The sequence below is a fragment of the Sphingomonas sp. FW306-1B-B10E genome (assembly GCF_058782005.1).
Genome location: NZ_JBYSXG010000018.1, coordinates 25,213 through 47,339 on the forward strand (window position 1 = coordinate 25,213; position 22,127 = coordinate 47,339).

At 64.4% G+C, this 22,127-nt stretch carries 6 protein-coding genes; 2 read left to right on the forward strand and 4 right to left on the reverse strand.

Annotated elements, in window-relative coordinates; translation table 11 throughout:
* Positions 1 to 153: 153 nt before the first annotated feature.
* Positions 154 to 675 (reverse strand): toxin-activating lysine-acyltransferase, encoded by a 522-nt coding sequence (locus AC3WJI_RS09400; protein WP_492756995.1) that lies wholly within the window; start codon positions 673 to 675, stop codon positions 154 to 156.
* The gene (locus AC3WJI_RS09405) at positions 672 to 15,341 is read right to left on the reverse strand and encodes an SPM autocatalytic domain-containing protein (RefSeq protein WP_492756996.1); all 14,670 of its coding nucleotides are present in this window, start codon (positions 15,339 to 15,341) and stop codon (positions 672 to 674) included. Before AC3WJI_RS09405 ends, AC3WJI_RS09400 begins: the two co-directional genes overlap by 4 nt.
* Before the next feature lie 369 nt (positions 15,342 to 15,710).
* Here AC3WJI_RS09405 and AC3WJI_RS09410 point away from each other — a divergent pair, with 369 nt between their 5' ends.
* On the forward strand, positions 15,711 to 16,358 hold the full coding sequence (locus tag AC3WJI_RS09410) for a hypothetical protein (protein WP_492756997.1): 648 nt from the start codon (positions 15,711 to 15,713) through the stop codon (positions 16,356 to 16,358).
* Here AC3WJI_RS09410 and AC3WJI_RS09415 read toward each other — a convergent pair.
* Together AC3WJI_RS09415 and AC3WJI_RS09420 are read right to left on the reverse strand one after the other, a co-directional pair.
* Positions 16,329 to 16,805: a hypothetical protein gene (locus AC3WJI_RS09415; protein WP_492756998.1), complete on the reverse strand. Its 477-nt coding sequence runs from the start codon at positions 16,803 to 16,805 to the stop codon at positions 16,329 to 16,331. The genes AC3WJI_RS09410 and AC3WJI_RS09415 overlap by 30 nt on opposite strands.
* Before the next feature lie 167 nt (positions 16,806 to 16,972).
* Positions 16,973 to 17,383 (reverse strand): hypothetical protein, encoded by a 411-nt coding sequence (locus AC3WJI_RS09420; protein WP_492756999.1) that lies wholly within the window; start codon positions 17,381 to 17,383, stop codon positions 16,973 to 16,975.
* A 362-nt stretch (positions 17,384 to 17,745) separates the two neighbouring features.
* Here AC3WJI_RS09420 and AC3WJI_RS09425 point away from each other — a divergent pair, with 362 nt between their 5' ends.
* Positions 17,746 to 21,996, forward strand: coding sequence for an SIR2 family protein (locus AC3WJI_RS09425; RefSeq protein WP_492757000.1), 4,251 nt, complete (start codon positions 17,746 to 17,748; stop codon positions 21,994 to 21,996).
* The last annotated feature ends 131 nt before the right edge of the window (positions 21,997 to 22,127 follow it).

A 22,127-nucleotide genomic window follows, 5' to 3' on the forward strand; every position in this document is an offset into this window, starting at 1 on the left:
TCCCCCCGTCCGCAGCCCCGAACTGCGCAATACCCCAAGGTTTTCAAACGCCTGTTCTGCCTCTCTTAAAGTCAGGCCAGGTCTTTCGCCAAGAATTTCGTGCGGTCGATCGCCGATTCTGCGACCAAACGACTTGCGGGCGTCGTGCCGGCTTCAGTTCGCCGCGGCGCCGACGTGCGCCGCGATTGCCTCGGCCAGCTTGTCGCCCGCATCGGCTTCGACGCGCTGGGCGGTCCGCGCACCCGTCACCGGATCGGTGCGATGGAACTGGAAGCTGCGCCCATGCAGCGGCTTAGAGATGAGATCCGCCATCATGATCTCGAGATGCTTGTTGGTGGCATCGGCGAACGGGGCGATCAGATCGACCAGCCACAGCCGGTCGCCGTTGCTCCATTCCTCGAGCGTGAGCCGGTTCGCCGGCTCGATCATCCCGCGTTCGAGCTTGGCCTCGCCCTCGGCGCTGGTTTGCGCCCACAATGCCAGTCCGACCGGACGGTCCTCGTCGCGGAAGATGTAGAATTGCTCGGTGAGCAATGCGGGCATCACCAGCCATTCGAGATCGCCGATCGCCAGCGCCCGGTGCAGCGGCGATTGCGTGAGCAGCCAGGTCATCTCGCCCAGGAGGTGGCTTACGGTCGGTGGCGCGCTCGTCTCGTTCATCGTGTTTCCGGTCATGCTGCGGTTGCCGCATAGAAGTCGTAACTGCTGTTGGTATCGCGCTTTTCGAGCCGTGTCTCTGCCGCCGATTCAATACCGAATCCACTCATCGCCTGGCGCATCAGCGCCAGTCGCGCGTCGAGTGGGCTATCCGCGTCAAGTGCGGCGCCTGCATCGATCCGCGTCAGATCGTCGAGCGGCGAGAGTGCAGCGGCGCCCAATCTGCTCGCTGCAGGTGAAAAGGCGAAGGCGATATCGGCGATCGTCTTGGTCTTGCCACTCTGCGTGAACACCGCGGTCGACAGCATCAGGTTCGACCCGATCGTCTGGTTCGAGACCTGAGTCGCGCTGTTGCGCAGGCTGATCTCGGTGATGTCGAACGCGGCGAGCGACTGGAGCTCGCCCGCGTCGCTGCTGCCGTTGCGATTGGCATCGCGCCAGACCTTGAGCTCGCCGAAGCGGGCGTCGGCGGCGGTGATCTTACCGTCCTTGTTGCTGTCCAGGAGCGCCAGACCCTCGAAGCTGGTCCCCGCGCCGGCCTTCTCGCCGAGGAAGGACAGCTCGGCGCCCGTGGTGATGCGGCCGTCGTCGTTGCGGTCGATGACCAGGAAGCCATCGCCCTTGCCGAGCCAGCCGGTGTTGTCGCGCCAACCGTTCCCGTCCATGTCGAACTGGGCGTCGGAATTGCGCTGGTGCTCGATCTCGATCCCGTCGCCGTCCAGGTCGAGCACGAACGCGCCGAGCATGCCGACGGTCTTGTCGCGGAACTTGAGGATCGTCGCGGCCGCCATCGCCCCCGCCATGGGGTCGAACAGCGCGTCGGTCCCGCGCTGGCGCACGACGAACTGGCCGCCCGCCGCACTGATCCGCGCCTTGCCCGATTTGAGGTTGAAGCGATCCTCGCCGAGCACCGGCCTTGTCGTCCAGGCGCCGACCGCGCCCTGCCCGGCCGTGTCGAACGCGAGCCCGACATCGCTGAGGCTGCCGATCGTGCCATCGGAGAGCGTGAAGCCGGCGGTGTTGAAGATCACGCTTTGCCCGCCGGTACGCTGCGCGGCGGTCTGGCCGGTGGCGACGCCGGCCAGACTGATCGAGCCGATCTCGACCTGGGCGAGGCTCTGCAATTCACCGGCATCGGTGCGGCCATTGGCGTTGGCGTCGATCCACACGCTGAACCCGACAAAGCTGGCATCGTTAGTGTCGAGTACCTTGTCGCCATTGTCGTCGAACGCCGCCAGCCCCTCGAGATCGGTCTTGGCGCCGGCCTTGTCGGCGACGAAGGAGATCTCGCCGATCCCGTCGACCACGCCGTTGCCATTGCGATCGCGGACGAGGAAACCGTCCCCGGCGTCCGCCCAGGCGGTCTTGTGGAGCTGGCCGTCGCCGACCATGTCGAACAACGTCTTGCTTTCCGCCAGCGGGACGATCGTCTTCCCGTCCCCGTCGAGGTCGAAGATGATCGGAGCGGCGAGGCCGTCCTTTTCCGCCGGAACCGCCGACAACGCCGCCGCGGTTTCCTCTTCGTCCGCAGACGGTCCCCCATTGGCATGGAGATAGCCGAGCACGAGGTCGTGCAGCGTGCCGCGGCTGCCGTCGGCGCGCAGGAAATCCGCCGTCGCAAGCGTAGTGCCATTGCCGCCGGTGAAGCTGTCGCCGGTGGCCGTGCCGCGCAGCGACAGCGAGGTGATTCCTGCCTCGGCGAGCGAGCGTAGCTCCTCGGCCTGGCTGACACCGTCCTGGTTGGCGTCCTGCCAGATCCGGAACGCGCCATAGCGCGCATCCTGCGCATCGAGCACGCCGTCGCCATTGTCGTCGAACCCGGCAAGCCCCTCGAGATCGGTCGTCGCGCCGGGCTTGTCGCCGACGAAGCTGATCTCGTCGCTGCCCGTGATCAGGCCGTCACCATCGCGGTCGAGCGCAAGGAAGGCGTCGTCGGCGCCGATCCAGCTCGTGCGATCACGCCAGCCATCGCCGTCGCGATCAAAGAAGACGTTGGTTTTAAGCATGTCGGTTACGACTAGGCCGTCGCCGCCCAAGTCTATCCCGATCGGGAAGCCTCCATAGTATCCTAAGTTATTGGTGTTATTCTCATCATCCGAGTACACAGACCAATTCTGCGAATTACCTATCGTTACGTAACCGTCAGCATATTGCGCCGAACTCTCCGGTCTATTTCTAGTTAACCCTTCAGACTGATGATACTCTGAATAATATCCTACTAGGCCCTCAGGACCATAAAGGAACCATTCATTAAACCATTCATAGCCCCAACCGATCGCGTTCGCCGAGGATGCCGTGAGCGTCTCGTTACCGCTCATCAATAGCGGCCCACCCCCCGTATAGGTCGAGCGCGATTCCGGGTGATATGCCGAGTTTAGCGCTCTGTTATTCCAAAGATATTTGCGCTTGTTCTCGATCTCGATCCGGACGGTGACGCCGGTGCTGATCATGCCGTCGCTCGCATAGACGAGGAGGTCGGCATATTTGCCGGTCGTGCCGCCCGCCGTCCAATAGCTCGCTTCGTAATCGATCGTGGCGTGCAGCAGCTGTATCTGCCCGGTCTGCGGATTGATGCCGAAGATGCCGCCGGGGTTAGAGCCCTCCCACATCGAATAGGTGATCGTATTGTTGCCGTCGCCGTCGGTCGCCACCACGCCCCCGACGATCTCGCCCATCTGGTTGGCGTTCTCGACGAGGTGAATGCCGGGATAGCTGACCCAGGTCGGCGCATTGTCGTTGACGTTGCGCACGCCGATATCGACCCGCGCGAAGGACTGGGTGTAGCCGGCATTGCCGCCATTGTCGCGCGCCGTGACGGTATAGGCGAAGGCATTGGCGGATTCATAGTCGAGGCCGGCATTGGTGCGCACGACGCCGCTCACTGCGTCGATCGTGAAGCGCCCGTCATAGGAGGTACTGCTGATGTTGGCGCCGTCCCAGAAATAATAACGCTGGTCGCGATAGGGCGCCCACAGGTCCGGATCGCTGGCGGTCACCGTGCCGACGACGGTGCCGAGTCCGACATTTTCGTCCACGCCGAGCACGGTGTTGCCGAGCGAATTCTGCTCGTTCCGCTCCTCGATATAGACGTTGTAGGCGAAGGTGTCAGAGACGCCGCCGCGATCGTCATTGGCGCGCAGCTGCAGCGTCGCGATGCGGATTTCGGGGATGCCGTTGCCGTTGCTGTCGTAGTAGAAGCCGGCGTCCTGGCCGTAAGCGCCCAGGGTCGAGCGCAGCCAATCGGCCGTCCAGTTGGCGCCCGTAACCTGGATGTGCTGGCCGTTGACCTGGAACCAGTTATAATCGTTGCCGCCGACGATCTCGAGCCGCGGGGTGGTTCCATCGGGGTCGGACAGCGTGAAGCGTCCCTGGAGCGCGCCGGCATGGCTGTTGCCGTCGCCAGTCTCCTTGAAGACGTTGGTTGCCTCGAGGACAAGGTTGTTCGGGCGATCGTTGCTGTCGCTGATGAACACCTGGGTGAGCACGTCCGGCGAGTTCAGGCCGCCATCGGTAGCCCGGACATAGACGTCGGCAATATGGGCATCGAGCCGACCATCGGCGTTCCAATCGTTGATGCCATAGCCCTGCGCGCGCAGGCTCTCGAAGTCGAAGTTGAAGCCTGGGCGCACTCGCAGCGTGTTGCCCGAGATATAGAACCAATTGCCGGGATTGTTCGCAAGCACGAGGCTGGGCGTGGTGCCGTCGCCGTCGCTCATCGCGAAAGTCGCGACGATCTGGTCGGCATTGGCGGCGCGCGCCCCGCCGAGCCCGGTCTCATCCAAGAACTGCCAGCCGCCGCCACTGGCGATCACTGGGGCTTCGGCAACGTCGCTGATGAACACCTGGGTAAGCTTGTCGACATAGGCGCTGCCGTCGGTCGCGCGGACCCAGACATCGGCGATATAGGCTTCGAGCCGGCCGTCGGCGTTCCAGTCATAGATGCTGTACTGGCCGGAGTCGCGGAACGCCTCGTAGCTGAGATTTGCGCCAGTGAAGCGTAGCGTCGAGCCGTCGAGCGAGAACCAGCCGCCGGGATTGTTGAGCAGCTGGAAGGTCGGGGCGGTGCCATCCGGATCGGCCGCAGTGAAGGTGGTGACCGCGACACTTCCGTTCGCCGGATTGCCGCCCAGCCCGGTCTCGTCGAAGAAGCGCCAATCGCCGCCGCCAGTGAAATAGGGCGTCTCGTTGACGTTTTGCACGTAGACCTTGACCGTCCTGTTCGCAGAGGCGAGCGCGCCGTCGGTCGCTCGGACGACCACGTCGCCGACAAATGCTTCGGTTCGGCCGTCGCCGTTGAAGTCGCCCACGGCATAGCCCGCATTCTTCAGCGTCTCGTAATCGAGCGCCGACGCGAACTTGATACCGTTCCCTGAAATCGCGAAGAATCCGCCGGGATTGGATACAAGCTGCAGCGAAGGCGACTGCCCGGTATCGGGGTCTGCGAGCGTGAAGGTGGCGAAGACCCCGCCGACGGTGGCCGGGTTCGCACCGAGCCCGGTCTCGTCATAATAGACCGACACCGGCCCGCCCGAGATCGTCGGGGCTTCGTTGACGTCAGTGACTGCAATCGTCTTGGTCTGGCTGAGCTGGCCGCCCGCCCCGTCATTCACGCTGATCGTAACGTTGTGGCTCGTCCCCGCTTCATAATCGAAGGCAGTGCCGACCGCGGTGATCAGCCCCGTGACCGGGTTGATCGCGAAGCGCCCGCCGGCGTTGTTGGTCAGCGTATAGGTGAAATCCTGCTGCTCGACGACGGGTTGATACCATTGCGCACTGTAGCCCGAGGTGCCCTCGCCATAATAGCTGAAGAAGCGCGCGCCGGTGTCGGTCGCGCCCGGGGCGAAGCGGAAGGTGTTGGTGTTGCCGACCTTCGCGCCGGTGACGGTATCGTACACGCCGCCGAACAACCCTTGCGGCACCAGCGCCGACCCGGTCGGCAGCACATAGCCTTCGATCCGATACCAGCGGTCCTGCACCAGCGTGCCGGCCTGCTGATACCAGAAATAGGGATTGGTGTCGGCCGCGCCGGTCTGGGCATTCTCGACATTGCCGCGGGTACCGAAATAGAGCGTATGCGGCGAGTTGTTCTCGGCCTTCACGTAGATCGTATATTTGTAGACCTTGCTGACGTCGATCGCGCCTGCGCCCATGTCGAACACGCCGCCCCCGGGCTGATCGCTCGCGCCGCTGAACTGGCCGGTCTCTAGCACATTGACCGCGCCGCCGCTCGGCCCGGTGGCGCTGATGACCCGCTCCTCGCCGGTTCCACGCAGCGGCATCGCGGCGAAATTCGTGGTGACGCGATTGCGGTCGAGCGAGTCGGGATCGACCGGAGCGACGACGCCGACATAGGCACCCGAGGGATTGGTGCTCGGCGTATATTCGAACACCGAGGGGCCCGCGAGGCCGTTGCCGCCGAGGCGCATGTCGGTCGGCGACGCGTTGATCACCATCGTGGTGGTCGCGATGGTGGTGGCGGTCTGGCCGTTCTCCGTTGCACGCGCGGTCAGCGTCAGGTTGAGATCCTTGCTCCATCCTTCGGGGAAGATGATCGCGACCTCGTCAGTCTGTCCTTCGCTCAGCTTCCATGTCGCGGTAGCGCTGTCATAGCTGCCCTGGGTCAGCGTGAGGCCGGCGGGAACGCCGGTGATCCAGATTTCATGAAGTTCGGACCCGTCGTGATCGGGGAAGCTCAGATTGATGTTGAGTGGCAGCGCCTGGCCCGACATGCCGGACAGCCCCGAGAAGGACGAGATGATGGGCTTGTCCGGGGTCCCGGTGACCGTGACGTTGAAGTCGCGCACGTCGCTGACGACGCCGCCGGCATCGGTGGCGGTCAGGCGGATCGTCGCGGCGCCGGCGACGTTCGCCGCCGGGGTGATCGTCAGCGTGCGGCGGCCCTGCGAATCGGGCAGGCCCCAGACGAGGTTGCTCTGCGGGATCACCGTGCCGCCGGACAGGATCTGCGCCGTGGTGGCGATTCCCGCCGCGGGGGTGATGTCGTCCGTCGCGGTGATCGTCAGCACCAGCGGCGTGTCCTCGCCGATCGTCTGATTGGCGACCGCGGCGATCACGGGCTTCTCGTTAGTGCCCCAATAGGTCGCCCATTTCGCCTTATAGGTGGTGTCGGCCATCAGCGTGTCGCGCGCCGCGACGGTGGTCGGCTTGGTCTTGGTCGCCATCAGCTGGACAAGCGCCTCGACGTTGATCGTCTTGCTCTGGGCGACGCCCGCAATGATGAAGTCGATCTTGAAATTGGCACCGTCGACGCCGGGCATGGTGTACCAGCCGACGATCCGGCTGCTCGACGTGGTGCCGATCACCGACACGATCATGTCGTTGCCGCTGCGCTCGAACCAGAGGTCCTTGGATTCGATTGGCGTGGCGTCCTGCAGGCCGATCACGTCGATATCCGCACCTGACGGATCGTAATTGTTGATCGTGTCCGCGCCCGAGCTGCGGGTCATGATATAGGTGTCGTTGTCGAGCCCGCCGTTCAGCACGTCGTCGCCCGCACCGCCGTCGAGCCGGTCGTCGCCGCTCTCCGCAAAGAGCTGGTCGTTGCCGAGGCCGCCGATCAGCGTGTCGTTGCCGGCACCGCCATAGATGATGTCGTTGCCGTCGCCGCCGTCGAGCATGTCGTTGCCGTCGCCGCCCGAGAGATTGTCGGCACCCGCCCCGCCTTCGAGCGTGTCGTTCCCGGCATTGCCGACCAGCGTATCGTTGCCGGCCCCGCCGCGCAGGGTGTTGGCATTGGCATCGCCGCGAAGGGTATCGTCGAAGCCGGTGCCGATCAGATTCTCGATCGAAACGAAGGTATCGCCCGCGGCGAGGCCGGTATTGTTGGCCGCCGTGACGAGATCGGCGATCACGCCTGCGGCCGCCGCCACCCCTTCGCTCTGCCGGCTGTAATCGGCCCAGTCATTGCCGGCGCCGCCGTCGAGCAGGTCCGCGCCTGCACCACCGACGAGCAGGTCGTCGCCGTCCTCGCCGTAGAGCGCGTCGTTGCCGGCATCACCGAACAGCTCATCGTTCGTGCCGGCATAATTGGCGCCGCCATAAAGGATGTCGTTGCCGTCGCCGCCGATCAGCGTGTCGGCATCCTCGCGGCCGTACAGCGTATCCGCGCCCAGACCCCCGATCAGCCGGTCCTCGCCGGTGCCGCCGTCCAGCATGTCGTCGCCCGCGCCGCCGTTGAGAACGTCCGCGCCGCCATTGCCGTAGATCAGGTCGCGATTCTGCTGGCCGGTGAGGACGTCGCCGGTGGCGCTCCCCTCGAGCACGTCGTCGCGATTGTTGACGGTGATCGTCACGGGCTTGGCGATCGATTGCGGCGTGGCCGACGTGTCGGTCGCGGTTACGGTAAGCGCGATCGACGCCGCCGCCTCGTAGTCGAGCGACACGCCCGCCTTGAGCCGCAGGCTGTTGCCGACGAACTCGAAACGGCTGTCGTTCACCGCGTAAGTGAAGGTCGCGAAGGCCGATCCGGCGGTATCGGGGTCGGTGACGCCGAAAGCCGCCAGCACGACCGCGGGACGCGCCGCATCGGGAGCGGTCGCCGCGATGCGGTCGCGCTCCTGAACGCTGATCGCACCCGGCGTCCACGTCATGTCGGTGGGCGCCTCGTTGACGTCGGTCACGGCGATCGTGAAGCTGGTCTGCGCCTGGAAATAGCCCGCGCCGCCGGCATTGTCGCGCGCGATCACCGTGTAGGAGACGCTCGTCGTGCCGGCCTCGAAGTTGAGCGCCGCGGCGGTCTTGATCGTGCCGGTGAGCGCGTCGATCGTGTAGCGGCCGTCGGCCGAGGTCGCGCTCGCGGTGGTGCCGTTGAGGAAAGAATAGCGCTGCTGGGCGAAGGCCGTCCCCGCAGTGTCGGGATCGGTCGCCGCGACGATCGTCCCGACGGTGGTGCCGATCGCGACATTCTCGGCCACGGTCATGTTGGGCGTCGCCGGCAGGCTGTTCGCCTCGTTGACGTCGTTGACCGTGATCGTGACCTCGGTCGCCGCCTGATTGTAGGGCGACGCGCCGGCATTGTCGCGCGCGATCACCTTGTAGGTGCCCGATGCGCCGGCCTCGTAGCTGATGCCCGCCGCGGTCTTGATAGCGCCGGTAACGGCATCGATCGTGTAGCGGCCGTCGCCCGAAGTGGCGCTCGCGGTGGTGCCGTTCAAGAAGAAATAGCGTTGCTGGCCGAAGACGTGCGCACCGTCGGGATCGGTCGCGGTGACGGTGCCGACGGGCGTGCCGATCGCGACGTTCTCGGTGACGTTCATCGCGAGCGTCGCCGGCAGGCTGTTGGCTTCGTTGACGTTGGTGATGCCGATCGTCACGCTCGACACCGCCTGGTTGTACGGCGCGGCGCCGGCATTGTCGCGCGCGATCACCTGATAGACCACGCTCGGATTGGCCGCCTCGAAGTTGAGCGCGGCGGCGGTCTTGATCACTCCGGTGACCGCGTCGATCGTATAGCGCCCATCGGACGAAGTCGCGCTCGCGGTACTGCCGTTGAGGAAAGAATAGCGTTGCTGGCCATAGGCATGCGCGCCGTCGGGATCGGTCGCGGTCATCGTGCCGACGACCGTGCCGATCGCCGTGTTCTCGGCGATGCTCAGGTTTGCGCTGGCAGGGAGGACGTTCTTCTCGTTGACGTTGTTGACGGCGACGGTGAAGCCGGCCTGGCGCGTCCCGCCGTGACCGTCGGAGACCTGGACGGTGATCGCGTGGCTCTGCGCCGCCTCGAAATCGACCAGTCCGGGAGTCTTGACGCTGACCTGGCCGTTGGCGCTGATCTGGAAGCGGCCACCCGCATCGTCGAGCAGGCTGAAGGTCAGTGTGTCGCCGTCGACGTCGCTCGACACGAGCTGGCCGACAACGGTGCCCGCGACGGTGGCGCTGCCGGCGCCGCCCTCGGCGACCGCGAGCGCCGGACCGGATACGGTGATCGCGTCCGGCGCGTCGTTGACCGCAGTGACGGTGACGCCGACCTGGACCTCGACCTTTTGGCCATCGGCGTCGGTGACGACGATCGAGAAGCTGTCCGCGCCGGCATAATCGGCGCCCGGCGTGTAGACGAACTGGCCCGACGTCGCATTGAGCGCAACGCTGCCATGGCCGGCGGCCGACCCGATCGCGTAACCGGTGATGTTGTCGTCGTCGTCGACCGCGTTGACCGACAGCGTCGCGGAAGGCGTGTCCTCGCTGGTGGTGAGCGAAATCGCGCTCGCCGTCGGCGCGGCCTTGTCGCCCTGGTGCCAATAGGTCGCGAGCAGGGAGGCGACTGCGCTGGGCATCGCCGTCGGTGCCGCAACCTGAAGCGCCGTCATCGCGTCGATGAGCGGCGCGGCGTGGGCGAGGAACAAGGTGTGCGTCGTCGTCGACACCGACGACATCAGTCCGGTCGCGGTCGTCGCGTAATAATTGACGACACGCACCCGGCTGGCGCTGCCGATGATGCCGATAACGAGATCGGAATAGGATTTGGCGAACCACAATTGGTCGAAACGCACCGACTCGTCGAAGACGATGCGGTTCTTGCCCGCGAGATCAATCAGCGCGTCATCGCCCGACTGCGAATCGAACAGATAGACGTCGTCGCCGCCGCCGTCAGACAGCGCGTCGTTGCCGGCGCCGCCGCGAATGGTGTCGTTGCCCAGGCCGCTGTCGATATTGTCGTTCCCGTCGCCGCCGTCGAGCGTGTCGTCGTCATCGCCGCCGTACAGATAGTCGCGGCCGGCCCCGCCGGTGAGCGAATCCTTGCCGGCGTCGCCCCATAGGGTGTCATTGCCCTCGCCGCCGTCGAGCCGGTCGTCGCCTGCGCCGCCCCAAATCTGGTCGGCCCCGTCGCCGCCGGAGATCGCGTCAAGGCCATCCTCGCCATAGAGCAAGTCGTCGCCGCCGTCGCCGAGCAGCACGTCATCGCCGCCGCCGCCGCGCAGCGTGTCGTTGCCGTCGAGTCCCGCCAGGCGGTTGCCGCCCGCGTCGCCGGTGATCGTGTCGACAAGCTGCGAGCCCACGACATTCTCGATTCCGATCAGCACGTCGCCCGCGGCGTCGCCACCCGCCTGGGCGCGGGTGACGGTGAGGTTGACGGTCACGCCTGCCGTCGAACTGACATAGCGCACCGTGTCGCCGGCGGTCTCGGTCGTGCCGATCGCCGTGTTCGCGCCGCCGTCGAGCGTATCGGCACCCACGCCACCCTCGAGCACGTCGTCGCCGTCGCCGCCGAACAGCAGGTCGTCACCGGCATAGCCGACCAGGGCGTCGTTGCCAGCGCCACCGGCGAGATTGTCGGCGAGCGCACCGACGCGGCCGGCGAGGAGGTCGTCACCGGCAGTGCCGACGAGTTGCGCCGAGCCTGCCGCGACGAGGACGCTGGTCAGCGATATTCCCAGGCCATCGGCGAGCTGGAGCGCCTCGATGCGGGTGTTCGCATTGGCCTGGCCCTGCAGCTTGATCTGCTGCGCGGCATTGTTGTCCTTGCGCAGATAGAGGTCGCTCGCCGACCAGACGAACTGCATGTCGGTGAGGCTCAGCCCCGCGCCGAGCTCGAGCACGTCGATACCGGCGTCGACGGTGGTGTCGAACGTCCAGGTCCCGCCGGTGACGGTGAACGCCGCGTCGTAGACAGTGTCCGCGCCGTAATTGAGGTTCCACACATAGGTATCGTCGCCGGTGCCGCCGCCGAGCATGTCGGTACCCGCGCCGCCTTCGAGCTCGTTCTGTCCGGCATCACCGCCGAGCGTGTCGTTGCCCGAACCGCCCAGCACGCCTTCGATGCCGTAATATTCGTCGCCGACCGCATCGCCGAGATTGCCGCTGGGCATCGACAGATAGACGCGCACCGCCGCGGTGGCCGATTTGTACGAGGCGATGTCGAAGCCCGCGCCGCCGACCAAGATGTCCTTGCCCGCGCCGCCATCGAGCATGTCGTTGCCGGTGCCGCCGTAGAGCACGTCGTCGCCGCCCTCGCCGCGCAGCGTGTCCGACCCCGAATTGCCCGCGATGATGTCGTTGCCGAGCCCGCCCGCGACGACGTCGTCGCCGGCGCCCGCGGTCATCCAGTCGTCGATCGCGCTGCCGCCCATCGGCGCCGCGTCGGTGCCGTCGGCGGCATCGGTGCCGGCATAAAGGTTGCGCTTGATCGTCGGCGTGCCGTTCACCACCGTCTCGATGTCAAGAACGCCGGTCTGGTAGAAAGCGAGCTTCTCGATCTGGCCACCGCCGCCGACGACATACCAGTCCTTGATCGTGACGCTATCGGTCAGCGCGAGCGCGTCGCCGCTCTCGGCATCGTCATCACCGATCGCCATCACCAGATCGTTGCCGACGCGGCGCAACACGACGTCCTGGATGTCGATGCCCGGCGCGAATTCGAGCGTGTCGATGCCGGAATCCTGCACCAGCGACCCGCTCGCCGGGCCGACGAAGCGGCGCAGCGTGCCGGTATCGGCATCCCAGTTGAACTTGCCGCGCCATTCGAGGTCGAGCACGTGCGGGTTGCCGGTCTTGTTGAGCGCGACCGTCTCGACGGTGCCGTCGCCCCAGGTGTAGAGCACGCTGCCCTGCGCATCGATGCTGTAGCCGGCCTGGTAGACGCCGCTGGCGAACACCGTGGTCCAGCCGGCGTCGTTATAATCGTCGAAGATCAGATCGCGGCCGTCGCCGCGAGTGAATTTGAACCGGTCGTCACCCTTGCCGCCGACGACGACGTCGCCGTCGCCGACTCCGCCCGAGACGATGTCGTTGCCGTCGCCGCCATAGATCTCGTCGGTGCCTTCGTCGCCGGTCAGCGAATCATTGCCGAGCCCGCCCAGCACCTGGTCGTTGCCGAGGCCGCCGACGACGATGTCATTGTCGGCATCGCCCGAGACGAGGTCGTCCCCCGCCCCACCAAGGGCGATGTCGTTGCCCGCAAGCCCGCGGATCGAATCATTGCCCGCGCCGCCCCAGATGAAATCGTTGCCCTGAGTGCCGATCAGCAGATCGTTGCCCGAGCCGCCGATGACGAAGCTGGTAATGTCGCTCAGCTTGATCGCATTGCCGTCGGCGAAACGCAGCCATTCGATGCGCTTGAACGCATCGACGAACCAGTCCTTGAGCGTCAGCCGCGCGCTCTCGGTCTGGACGCCGTTTACCGTCTGGAACACGGTGACGAGGAGGTCGGCGCCCGGCGTCGCCTTGGTGCCCGAGCGCTCGAGGCGGATGTCGCCGAGACCGATTCCGGGCGCGAAGACCACCGAATCCTCGCCGCCGTCGATCCGGCCCTGGCTCACGCCGATCGCGCCGCCGACCCAGTCGGGCCGCAGCGCGCCCGCCTGTGCCGCATTGACCTTCCACTTCTCGATCGCGGCCATGCGCGACGCGATATAGTCGACGGTCGTGCCGGTGCTCGCGGCCGAGCCGGTCTCGACCGCGTCGTCGCGGCCGTCGCCGAGGCGGACGAGATATTGGTCGGAGCCGAGCCCGCCTTCCAACCGGTCGCCGATGCCCGCGCCGCCCGCGAGGATGTCGTCGCCGGCACCGCCGTAGAGCTGGTCGACTCCGTCCCCGCCCTCGAGCCAGTCCGAGCCTTCGCGGCCGCGAAGGATGTCGTCGCCGGCGCCGCCGTCGAGATAATTGCCGTCGCCGCCCAGCGTGCCCGCCGTCGCGGAACCGGCATCGAGCGTGTCGTTGCCTTCGCCACCGAGCAGCCAGTCATCGAGCCGGCCGCCGTAGAGCGTGTCGTTGCCGGCGCCGCCAAAGATATTGTCGCCGCGGTCCGAGGCGTAGACGATGTCGTTGCCGGCTCCCGCGTCCACGACGGCCGCTACATCGATCGAGACCGCCTGCCCGCGATGCGCTGCGCCGTCCACGATGAGGCCGACATTCTCGGTCGCGGATGTCTGGACTAGCCGGTCCCCTGCCAGGCGAATGATGTCCGCGCTCGCGGTGCCGGCGATCGTGGTCTGACCGGCGACGTCGATGCTGTCAGGCAGCACGAAGTCTCCGACGCCGACGACGCGACTCACCCGATCTGCGTCCGGATCATAGTCGAAACCGAACGACATGCTGGCGGCGGTAGCGCCAGCCTCATCCATGAAGAGCGTGAAGCCGCCATACCAGTCGCTTTCGTGACGACGCGTCAGGCCGAGTTCGACTGCCTTGGCGAAGGTGAGCGCCCATTCCGCGGTGAAGACGCTGTCCGGCTCAGCGGCTATCAATGCGTTGATAGTGCCGAAATTGCCGAGATACGTCTCGTAGCGCTGCGCGACGGCGATGTTGCCCAGAAGCACGCCGGCATCGAAATGCAGCGGATCGAGACCACCATTGGAGAAGGTGTTGTAGAGCGCGCGCTTCACATAGACGTCGCCCCCTGCAATCTTGAAATCGGCGTCGGTCAGGCCTTCGAAGATGCCGTAGCCGATCAGCCGGTCCATACCATTCTTGCCAGAAAAGCTCTGGCTGATCGCATTATCGTCACGCATCGACGTCGTACGATAGACGTAGTTCGACTTGCGCATGCCGTAATTGCCGGCTTGCACCAGTTCGGGTGCGAGCAGTTTGCCACCCGTTGCGGAGATGATGTTGTTGTAAGTCTCGGCGACTGCGGCCGCCATGCCTCTCGCCGCGTCCTTCGAACCGCCCTTTCGCGAGTAGACGTTTGCAACGACAAACTCGCTCTTGCTGGCATCCCATACCACATCGGCCCCCGACCGGGGCGTGCCGCCGAACAGCGAACCGATCACGCCGCCGAGCAGCGTCCCGACAAACGCACCAATCGCCGCACCGATTGGCCCGCCAAGTGCGGCGCCCAGCGATGCGAAGACCTTCTCGCCAATGGCAAAGCCAGCGATGGAGCCGAGAGCGCTGCCGACCGCCGAACCGAGCTGTCCGCCGATCGTATCGAAATGGACGAGTTCGCTCGCGAGCTTGCTGCCCAGAAACGATCCGACTGCGGAACCCAGCGTGGCGGCAGCACCGACATTCGCGAAGATCCCCGACGCCGACGTCGCGCCGTTCGCGAGATTCGTGACGATCGTGCCGATTACCGACCCAGCTGCAGTGTTGAACAACTCGCCCGCAAAGCCATCCAAGCCGATCGCCTTGACCAGTTCGGCGGTCAGAAACGACGACACCGCGCCGAGGCCAGCCGACTTCAGATTGTCCAGAAATTCAGGACCGAGGGCAGCGAACGCATCCTTGGATGCGTTGTTGACCGACTGATTGCCGATAAGTCCGTCCAGCACGTCGCCTAGGCTGTCGCCGAGGGTCCGCAACGCGGAAGAAGCCACTATCCCGACAAGCCTGTCGCCGCCCGCGAGCAACTGGCCCAGCTGCTGGCCGAGCGCCGCGCCGGCATCGGAGAACTCGATCATCAGCGGGTTATTCGCTACGCGGATATTCGACGAAATGATCCTGCCCTGGCCGTCGAGTTCCTGGACCACTGCGATCTTCGGAACGCCCGTGTCCAGGTCTAGTGCATCGTATACGGTCTGCCGCGTTACGACCTGCACCCCATCCACGATCGCCGTCTCATATTCGACTGCCCTGCCGGTATCCCGATCCACGACCGAGGCGTCACCTCCGGGATCGCGATCGGTGCGAAGGCGCAGATGGCTGGGAAGGAGAACGCCGGTCCGCGGATCGACCACGCGAACCGGTGCGACGTAACGCGAGGTCCGGCGAATCCTGGTACCGGTCACGATGATCTCGTATTCGCTGCTCTCATCGTTCCGCGGGCCTCCGATGACGGGCGGCCTAAGCGTGATCGGGAGCGGTCCGGTGTTATTGAACGGCTTGAGCATCAGCCCGCCGATCGTGTTTATGTTGTGCGCGTATTGTAACGGCCCGTCGTTCAGCAGGACGAACTTGTTGCCATATCGCTTACCGTGATTGGAGAATTGTGTTACAGAGTAGTCTCCGGTTACCACATCGTTTTCAGCTGTGAACGAAATGATGGGTATCGGATTATTTTCGAGGAAATTTACAAGTTCGCCAGATCGCGCGAATAGAGCCGGATCTACAGCATCACCGTATAGGCCCAACATTGCCGCAGCAAAGAACCCTGAGGTGTGGCTTCGGATATCCACACCCATGGGAGCGAATTCATAGACGCCGTTTATGCGCCCTCCAAATCCCCCGAGCGCGAGGTCGGCGTACAAAACGGTTGCAAGCTGGCCACCTTTGGAATGGCCGAAAATATCGATCGCGTCATTCGCATATTGGTCACGAATCGGATCGAAGATCGCCTTGAGCGCGAGAAACTCGCCCATGTCGAAACCATACACTTCCGACTGCGCGACGAGTTTGGCGCCTTCGGCGATATCCAGATCATACGGCCCGACCCCGCCAATCGACACCGCGAGCTTTTGCGTCGTCCGCGAGCGCAGGACTACGGCGTCCAGGCCGGCCGCCTGCGCCTGGGCGTTGTCGGCCGAGGACCCGACTATTTCCCAGTCGCGAATGAAGTCGTCGATCTCGTTGTCGTTCAGATGCGCCACGAAGGGCTGATTGAGAGGCCCGCCCGTCGTCGTCTGCAACGTCTTGATCGCGGCCTTGATCGCCGCTGGCGCCATTCCCGGACGGAGTACACGCGCGTAATAGCCAAAACGCGCCGAAACGGACGCGTTATAATAATCCTGCGTTTTCGGCGTGTCCGGCATGAACCTCGCTCCAGATTGTTTCGGCTATCAGATAAAATCAATAGTGTCTTTTTTTAACAAGTCCGTACAATCAATGTATTTATACTCTGAACTATTTAAACTGAACCGTGAGCTATATATTTTCAAGACAGGCATCTTTATTTCTAATATTTCAGCTCCCCTTACGGAAACTTTTTCTAATTTTATGCCCAATCCTGCCTTACTCATCTCACTATCGTAATGCGTTAAATATATACCTTCATTATACCGACCGCTTGAAAAACGCACATCCTTCCATCTATCGACGACCCCAGATCGAATGGATTCTTTTAGCTTTTCCGCCGCGGCGCGATATCTTTTTTCCACAATCAGATCGCTTCTACATTGGGATCTAAGCAACTCTTTCCCACGGCTATCGTGCGCGCTGGATTGACATCCCGTCAGGGCGGATGCGGCTGAGATAATCATCATGCCGCACACCGCGGCTACGAAAGTTCTAGACGGACCGAGTTTCATGAAACGCATTCGGAAATTCCGTCTCGAAATCGACAAATATGGTCGATGATCAGAGCTCCGGGGCGCCCGGTGCAGGGCCTGCGTGCGAAAAGTCAAATTGCACACCGGATCAGGTTGGTACGAACATACCGCGCGCCGTGTCAGGCAAGGCCAGGGCCCGCTTTGCGCCACTTTACTCATCGCGAGAGATCTCTTCCGGCACGCAGTCGCTCCAGCCGCAGGCGAGCCTCGGCCAAGCCGGGAACCAGCGGCCTGTCGACAGCCTCCAGCCGCGAAGGCATACCCGCCGCGGCAGGAACATACACAACCAATCTTCCGCCGCTGCTGCGCGAGGCTGTGGCGTATAGGCGCTCGGCGCGAACAGGATTCCGAGGAAGCCCGCGCCCTGTCTCATAGCGCATGCCCAGCTCGAGCTGGGCCTGCTTGTCGCCCGCCTGCGCGCGTGCGGCGAGCGTCTGCACCTCGGCCGGGGCGCGGCCCGGGCGCAGGTCGATTCCGGCATAGGAGTGCGGCGTGCAGCCGCTGGCAGCCGCGACAGCGAGTCCCGCGATGGCGCCACGCAGCCACTCGACGCGATGTCGACGCAATAGCCCCTCCCCGTCGCCCGAGCGCATGGATGGGGCGCCCCGACGTGTCCAAAAAAGCAGTTTTTGCGACACCGCGGCTATTGTTCTGATTGACCCGCCGCAGCCCGAGATTGACCATAAAACTGCCGCGGTCAAGCAACTTCCGAAGCAAAGCTGCGATTTTCCAGGCGAGCTCCGACACTTCGGCGATATCATCATGGACCGCTCGAATAGATTACCAATTCGGACGCGATATACTAGGATGAAGCTAGTTCGCGATTCGCTCCTGTCGAACCTGTTGCTTATTCAACATCAACATGGGGGAGCGTCGTCGCATACCGTCATGCGCCGTTGCAGATGAACCCCTGTCCGGGGGGGATGCCATGACGACGTTCATCAAGCGATACCTGTTCGACGATGACAAGTTGCGCGATCGCGCGTTGCTCGAGCTGACGCGCGGCTTGCGCGATGGCCGGCTGATCGCGCTGACCGGCGCGATGAGCACCGAGGCGCTCGGCTATTTCTCCTGGGAGGGGCTGTGCCGGGTGTTCGGCCGGGACGCGAGGGACTGTGCCGAGATCGTAAAGGGCCGGCTCGACACGCTTGCCACGACCGATCGCCAGGCCCGCGCGCTGATCGATACCATAGATCGCCATTGCGGCGAACTCGAGACCAAGCCGACGGAAATCCGCCGCATCGACAATCGCGTGCACTTCAACGTCATCCGGGAGGCATTCGATGCGCTGGAAGAAGTGCTGCAGATCCACGGCCGCACAAGGACGCCGAATGCCTCCGGGGAAAAGCCGCCGCGCGAGGAATTCGACGAAAGGTTCGCCGCGCGCTTTCGGACGCGGAGCGGGCCGTCGAAGCCGTCGCCAGTCGAACCGCTACTGCAGAGCCTCGGCATAAATCGTTTCGTCACGCTGAATTACGACTTCGAGCTCGAGCGCGCACTGATGCTCGGCCAGGCTGAGCGCGATGCGCTCGCGCTTGCCGATGCGAAAGCCGTTGCCAGTGCAGACCCAGACAAAGGGGGGAAATTCCTCGACTATGTCGGCGCGCCCACTGCGCAGCGCCAGATCGTGCGGGACCGGATAAATCGCATGAGCCGCACCAATGCCGATGGCATGTCGACAGAGAGCGACGTCCTCGACCGGGAGCGCGTGGACCGCCTGATCGAATTCGCAGTGGGGTCGGCCAACATCGACCGCCATATCCTGCACCTTCATGGTCGCGCGGACCTCCCCGACTCGATGGTCGTCGACATCCGCGACTATGACCGGCTCTACCGGCGGGACGACCTGTTCAAGAACCCGTTCGAGCACGGGCTGCGCGTGCTATTTGCCGGCAATCCCGTCCTGTTCGTTGGCGTCGGCATGAGCGAGGGCGAGATCAACGCGACGCTGCAGGATTTCGTAAGCGACAGCCCCTATCGCCGCACCGCGCCCGCGTTCCTGCTGTGGAACACCACGCGCTTCGACACCGACCCCGTGATCAGGGCCGAAGAGAAGCGGCTGAAGCGGCTGGACTTCCTCCAGCGCCTGGGCGTGCTGGTGATCTTCGACGACGACCTGGTGTGGAAGAGCAGGAAGAAGCCGCATCATTTCCGGTTGAGGCACCAAGCTGCACAGGCGGCGCTCGACAGCGTTCCGGAAGAGAAGGTCAGGCTCCGCAGGAGCCGTCAGGCTGCGGTAACCGAAATCGCACTCGCCGCCTTGGAGGCGATGGTCCGCGAATTGCCGGACACCGTTGGGAAAATCGAGACCTTCGGCGACCGGATCGGCGACCGGTGGCGGGATACCGTGCTGCGGGCGCAAGCCAAATGCGACCGTCCCGTCCGCCTATGGGGAACCCCGCTGCTCGCGGACGCGGCCAACAGGCAAACATTCGTTGCGGCTACGGGCGCGAGCGATGCGAGGCCGCCCGCTACCCCCATCACATTCCAACAAACCAGCCGCGATGACGCGGTGCCGCCGGCCGCGCAATCTTCCCGCCTGTACGCGGGCCTGAGTAAGCCCGGATTTGGGCGCGGCCTTCTCGCCGAATGGATTATCCAGAATGGCCCCACCGAGCTCGGGCCCTGGTCTTTCGCGAAGACGGAAGCGTGCGACCGGCTGCTCGTCAATGCGGGCTTCAGCTATGACAGCGACGCGCTGCTGTCCGGCATCGCCGACTTCCTGTGGGAACGGGGTGCCGATCCCGAGGCGGCGCGCCCGTGCCGGGAGCTTCTGCTCGCGTCCGGCGAAGCCTTTAGAATTCAACGGCCGGCGCTCGTAGTGCTGAACGGCGTCGATCGCTTCTTCGGCTTCGACGGCGCGCCGCTGAGCGCCGAACTCGACCATTTGCTGCGTTGCGTGCTCGCCCCGGCGAATGCCCAGGCCAACGTGCAATGGCTCCTGCTGGGGACCGAGCGCCTCCGCCGCTATCTCGACACGCTGGGCCAGGTGACGTTCACGATGTCCACGCCGGCGCCGGAGCGCAGGGCCGACCCCGAGGATCCGGCGCAGCTCGTCGATTCCAAATATCTCGAATTCCTGGTCCAACGTTTCAAGGACGAGGCGAAGAAGCTGCAGCCTGTGCTGCCCGAAGACAAGATCATCAGTCCGGCCGCACGCGCCAAGCTGCAGATCGCGCATCATACGGGCCGCGATGCGGTGCGCCGCGCATTCTTCTCGGCATATCTGGCACCGGCCGTGCTGGGGAAATTTCTCGTCAGCGAGGTGGCGTTCGAGATCTTGCGAGCAATGGCTTTTATCGGCTGGCCGGTCGAGCTCCACGTGCTGCTTCACGTGCCGCGGATCGCGGCGATACTGCACGAGAAGGCTTCGGCGGGCACCGCGGAGGACCTGCTGCTCGAGACCGTCGAGATGCTGCGCAAATTGGCGCTGGTCACCGAGATCGCGCGCTTCGACGCAGAGAGCCATATCAATGACGGAGCCCCGTTCGTGCCCGCCCCCGTCGAGCTCAAGTCGCGGTTCGGGCTGCATCGCGCACTGGCGACAGAGCTGCGCGAGCGGCACGGCGTCCCGCTGTCCGAAGCCAAATTGTCCAGCACCTTCAACATGTCACTGTTCGCGGCCCAGCCGGCCGACGATTACATGCCCGAGCCGCAATTCCATGACGAGCTCGGCAACCTCGTCGATCGGTTGATCGGCGCTCCCAAGGATCACATTCCAACCTCGGACGTCCTCAGGGCGGATGTCGCGAATGCGTTGACGCCCGCGCATCTGGTCCAGATCGCAAACCATCCGGGCGAAACGCGGGTCACCAAGGCCGAATTCCAGGCCTTGTGCACGCCGAGGGCGGTTTCATGCCTCCGGGCAGCGCTCGCAGTGATCCGCGGCTATTATTCGACCAGCAACCTCCTCTCGATCGACCGCAACGATCGCCTGGTCAGCGTGTCGCGTGACGGCGCGCTTACCGAGCATTCCGACCGGCTCGACCGGCTGCTCACGGGTTTCGGGAAGATCGCCAGCGCGCGCGAGATCGTGCGGGAAATCGTGAAGGCCAAGAAGCTCGACAAGGCGCTTCTCGACAAGCTCGGCCCCGAGCCCTTTTATCCGGACGATCTCGTCTGGCTCCACAACGAGCGCGGCGTGGTCAAACTTGCACAGGGGGACCTGTACGGCGCGCGGCGCTCGTTCAGCCTCGCGCTGCGCATGAACGAGACCCATCTCGAGCGCGACCATCGGGGCCACAATTGGCGCCGGATCACCCTCAACATGATCGGCGTCCTCATCGAGCGCGGCCGCCTGCGCAGTGCGGAGACGCGGCTCGACGAGATCGAGGCGACGATCGATCAGGCGCTCTGGGCGGCGCCCCGAAGCTTCACGGACAAAGAGGGAGTTTCCCGCGGACGCGCCTGGCGGATCCTCAACCTCTTCGGCGAGCAATCCGGCTTCATCGACGATTGCTCGAACCCGCAATTCACTCGCGAGGAGCTGCTCATGGTCGGGCTGATCACCGGCTATCGCGGCCTGATCGGGCAGAATCGGGGTTATGAGAAGACCGCCAAGGGTCTGTTCGAGCGCTCGATCTCGATCTTGCGACGGCTGGGGGAGCAGCGTGGCTATGCGCTGTTCCAGCGCCATTATGCCTCGCTCCGCCAGATCGCGCGCGACAAGGACAGCGCGAAGCATCAGACTGAGCTCGCCATCGCCGCGGCCGACGCAGCGCATCAGATGGACATGTCCTATCGCGCGCGCCTGCTCCGCGCGGGGTCCGAGCGGCACACGCATGGCAGCGGCATTTCCCGCAGGCAGGCGCTGGACGATATCCACCGCGCGCTCGATTATGCGGCGCTCACCGATTCCTATCGCGTGCGCATCGAGGCCAGCGCCAGCCTGGCCCGGATGATGTTGTGGAGCGGGGAATTCGACGCGGCGCTCAAGCATTCCTGCGATGCGCTGGCGGTGGCATGCCGTTTCGGCCACAGCCTCCACAAAATATCGCTTCGCGTCCAGATCGGCGAGATCCTGATTCAGCGCGGCGATCCCAAATCCGGTAGCGCCTTGTTGGACCAGGCGCTCAGCCTGTCCGCCCGGATCGGCTACCAGCGCATCGTCGAACGCGTCCAGCGGGCCCGCCGCAGCGAGTCTGCTGTCACGGGCGTGACCGATGTCGAGCGCGCCTAGGAATGGCTTTCGTCCCGGGTGAAATCGATTGGTAGCAAGTCCCGGTCACAAGTGACTGACTTAGTTTGCTCATGCTGATTCGCCAAATGGCTTGCGGGTCCGTGTCATTCGATTATGGGTTTGGACCCGGG

Bases quoted from the DNA above. Each gene is read 5' to 3' on its own strand.
- AC3WJI_RS09400 (WP_492756995.1), bottom strand. From the start codon at position 675: ATGACCGGAAACACGATGAACGAGACGAGCGCGCCACCGACCGTAAGC.
- AC3WJI_RS09415 (WP_492756998.1), bottom strand. From the start codon at position 16,805: ATGCGTTTCATGAAACTCGGTCCGTCTAGAACTTTCGTAGCCGCGGTG.
- AC3WJI_RS09425 (WP_492757000.1), top strand. From the start codon at position 17,746: ATGACGACGTTCATCAAGCGATACCTGTTCGACGATGACAAGTTGCGC.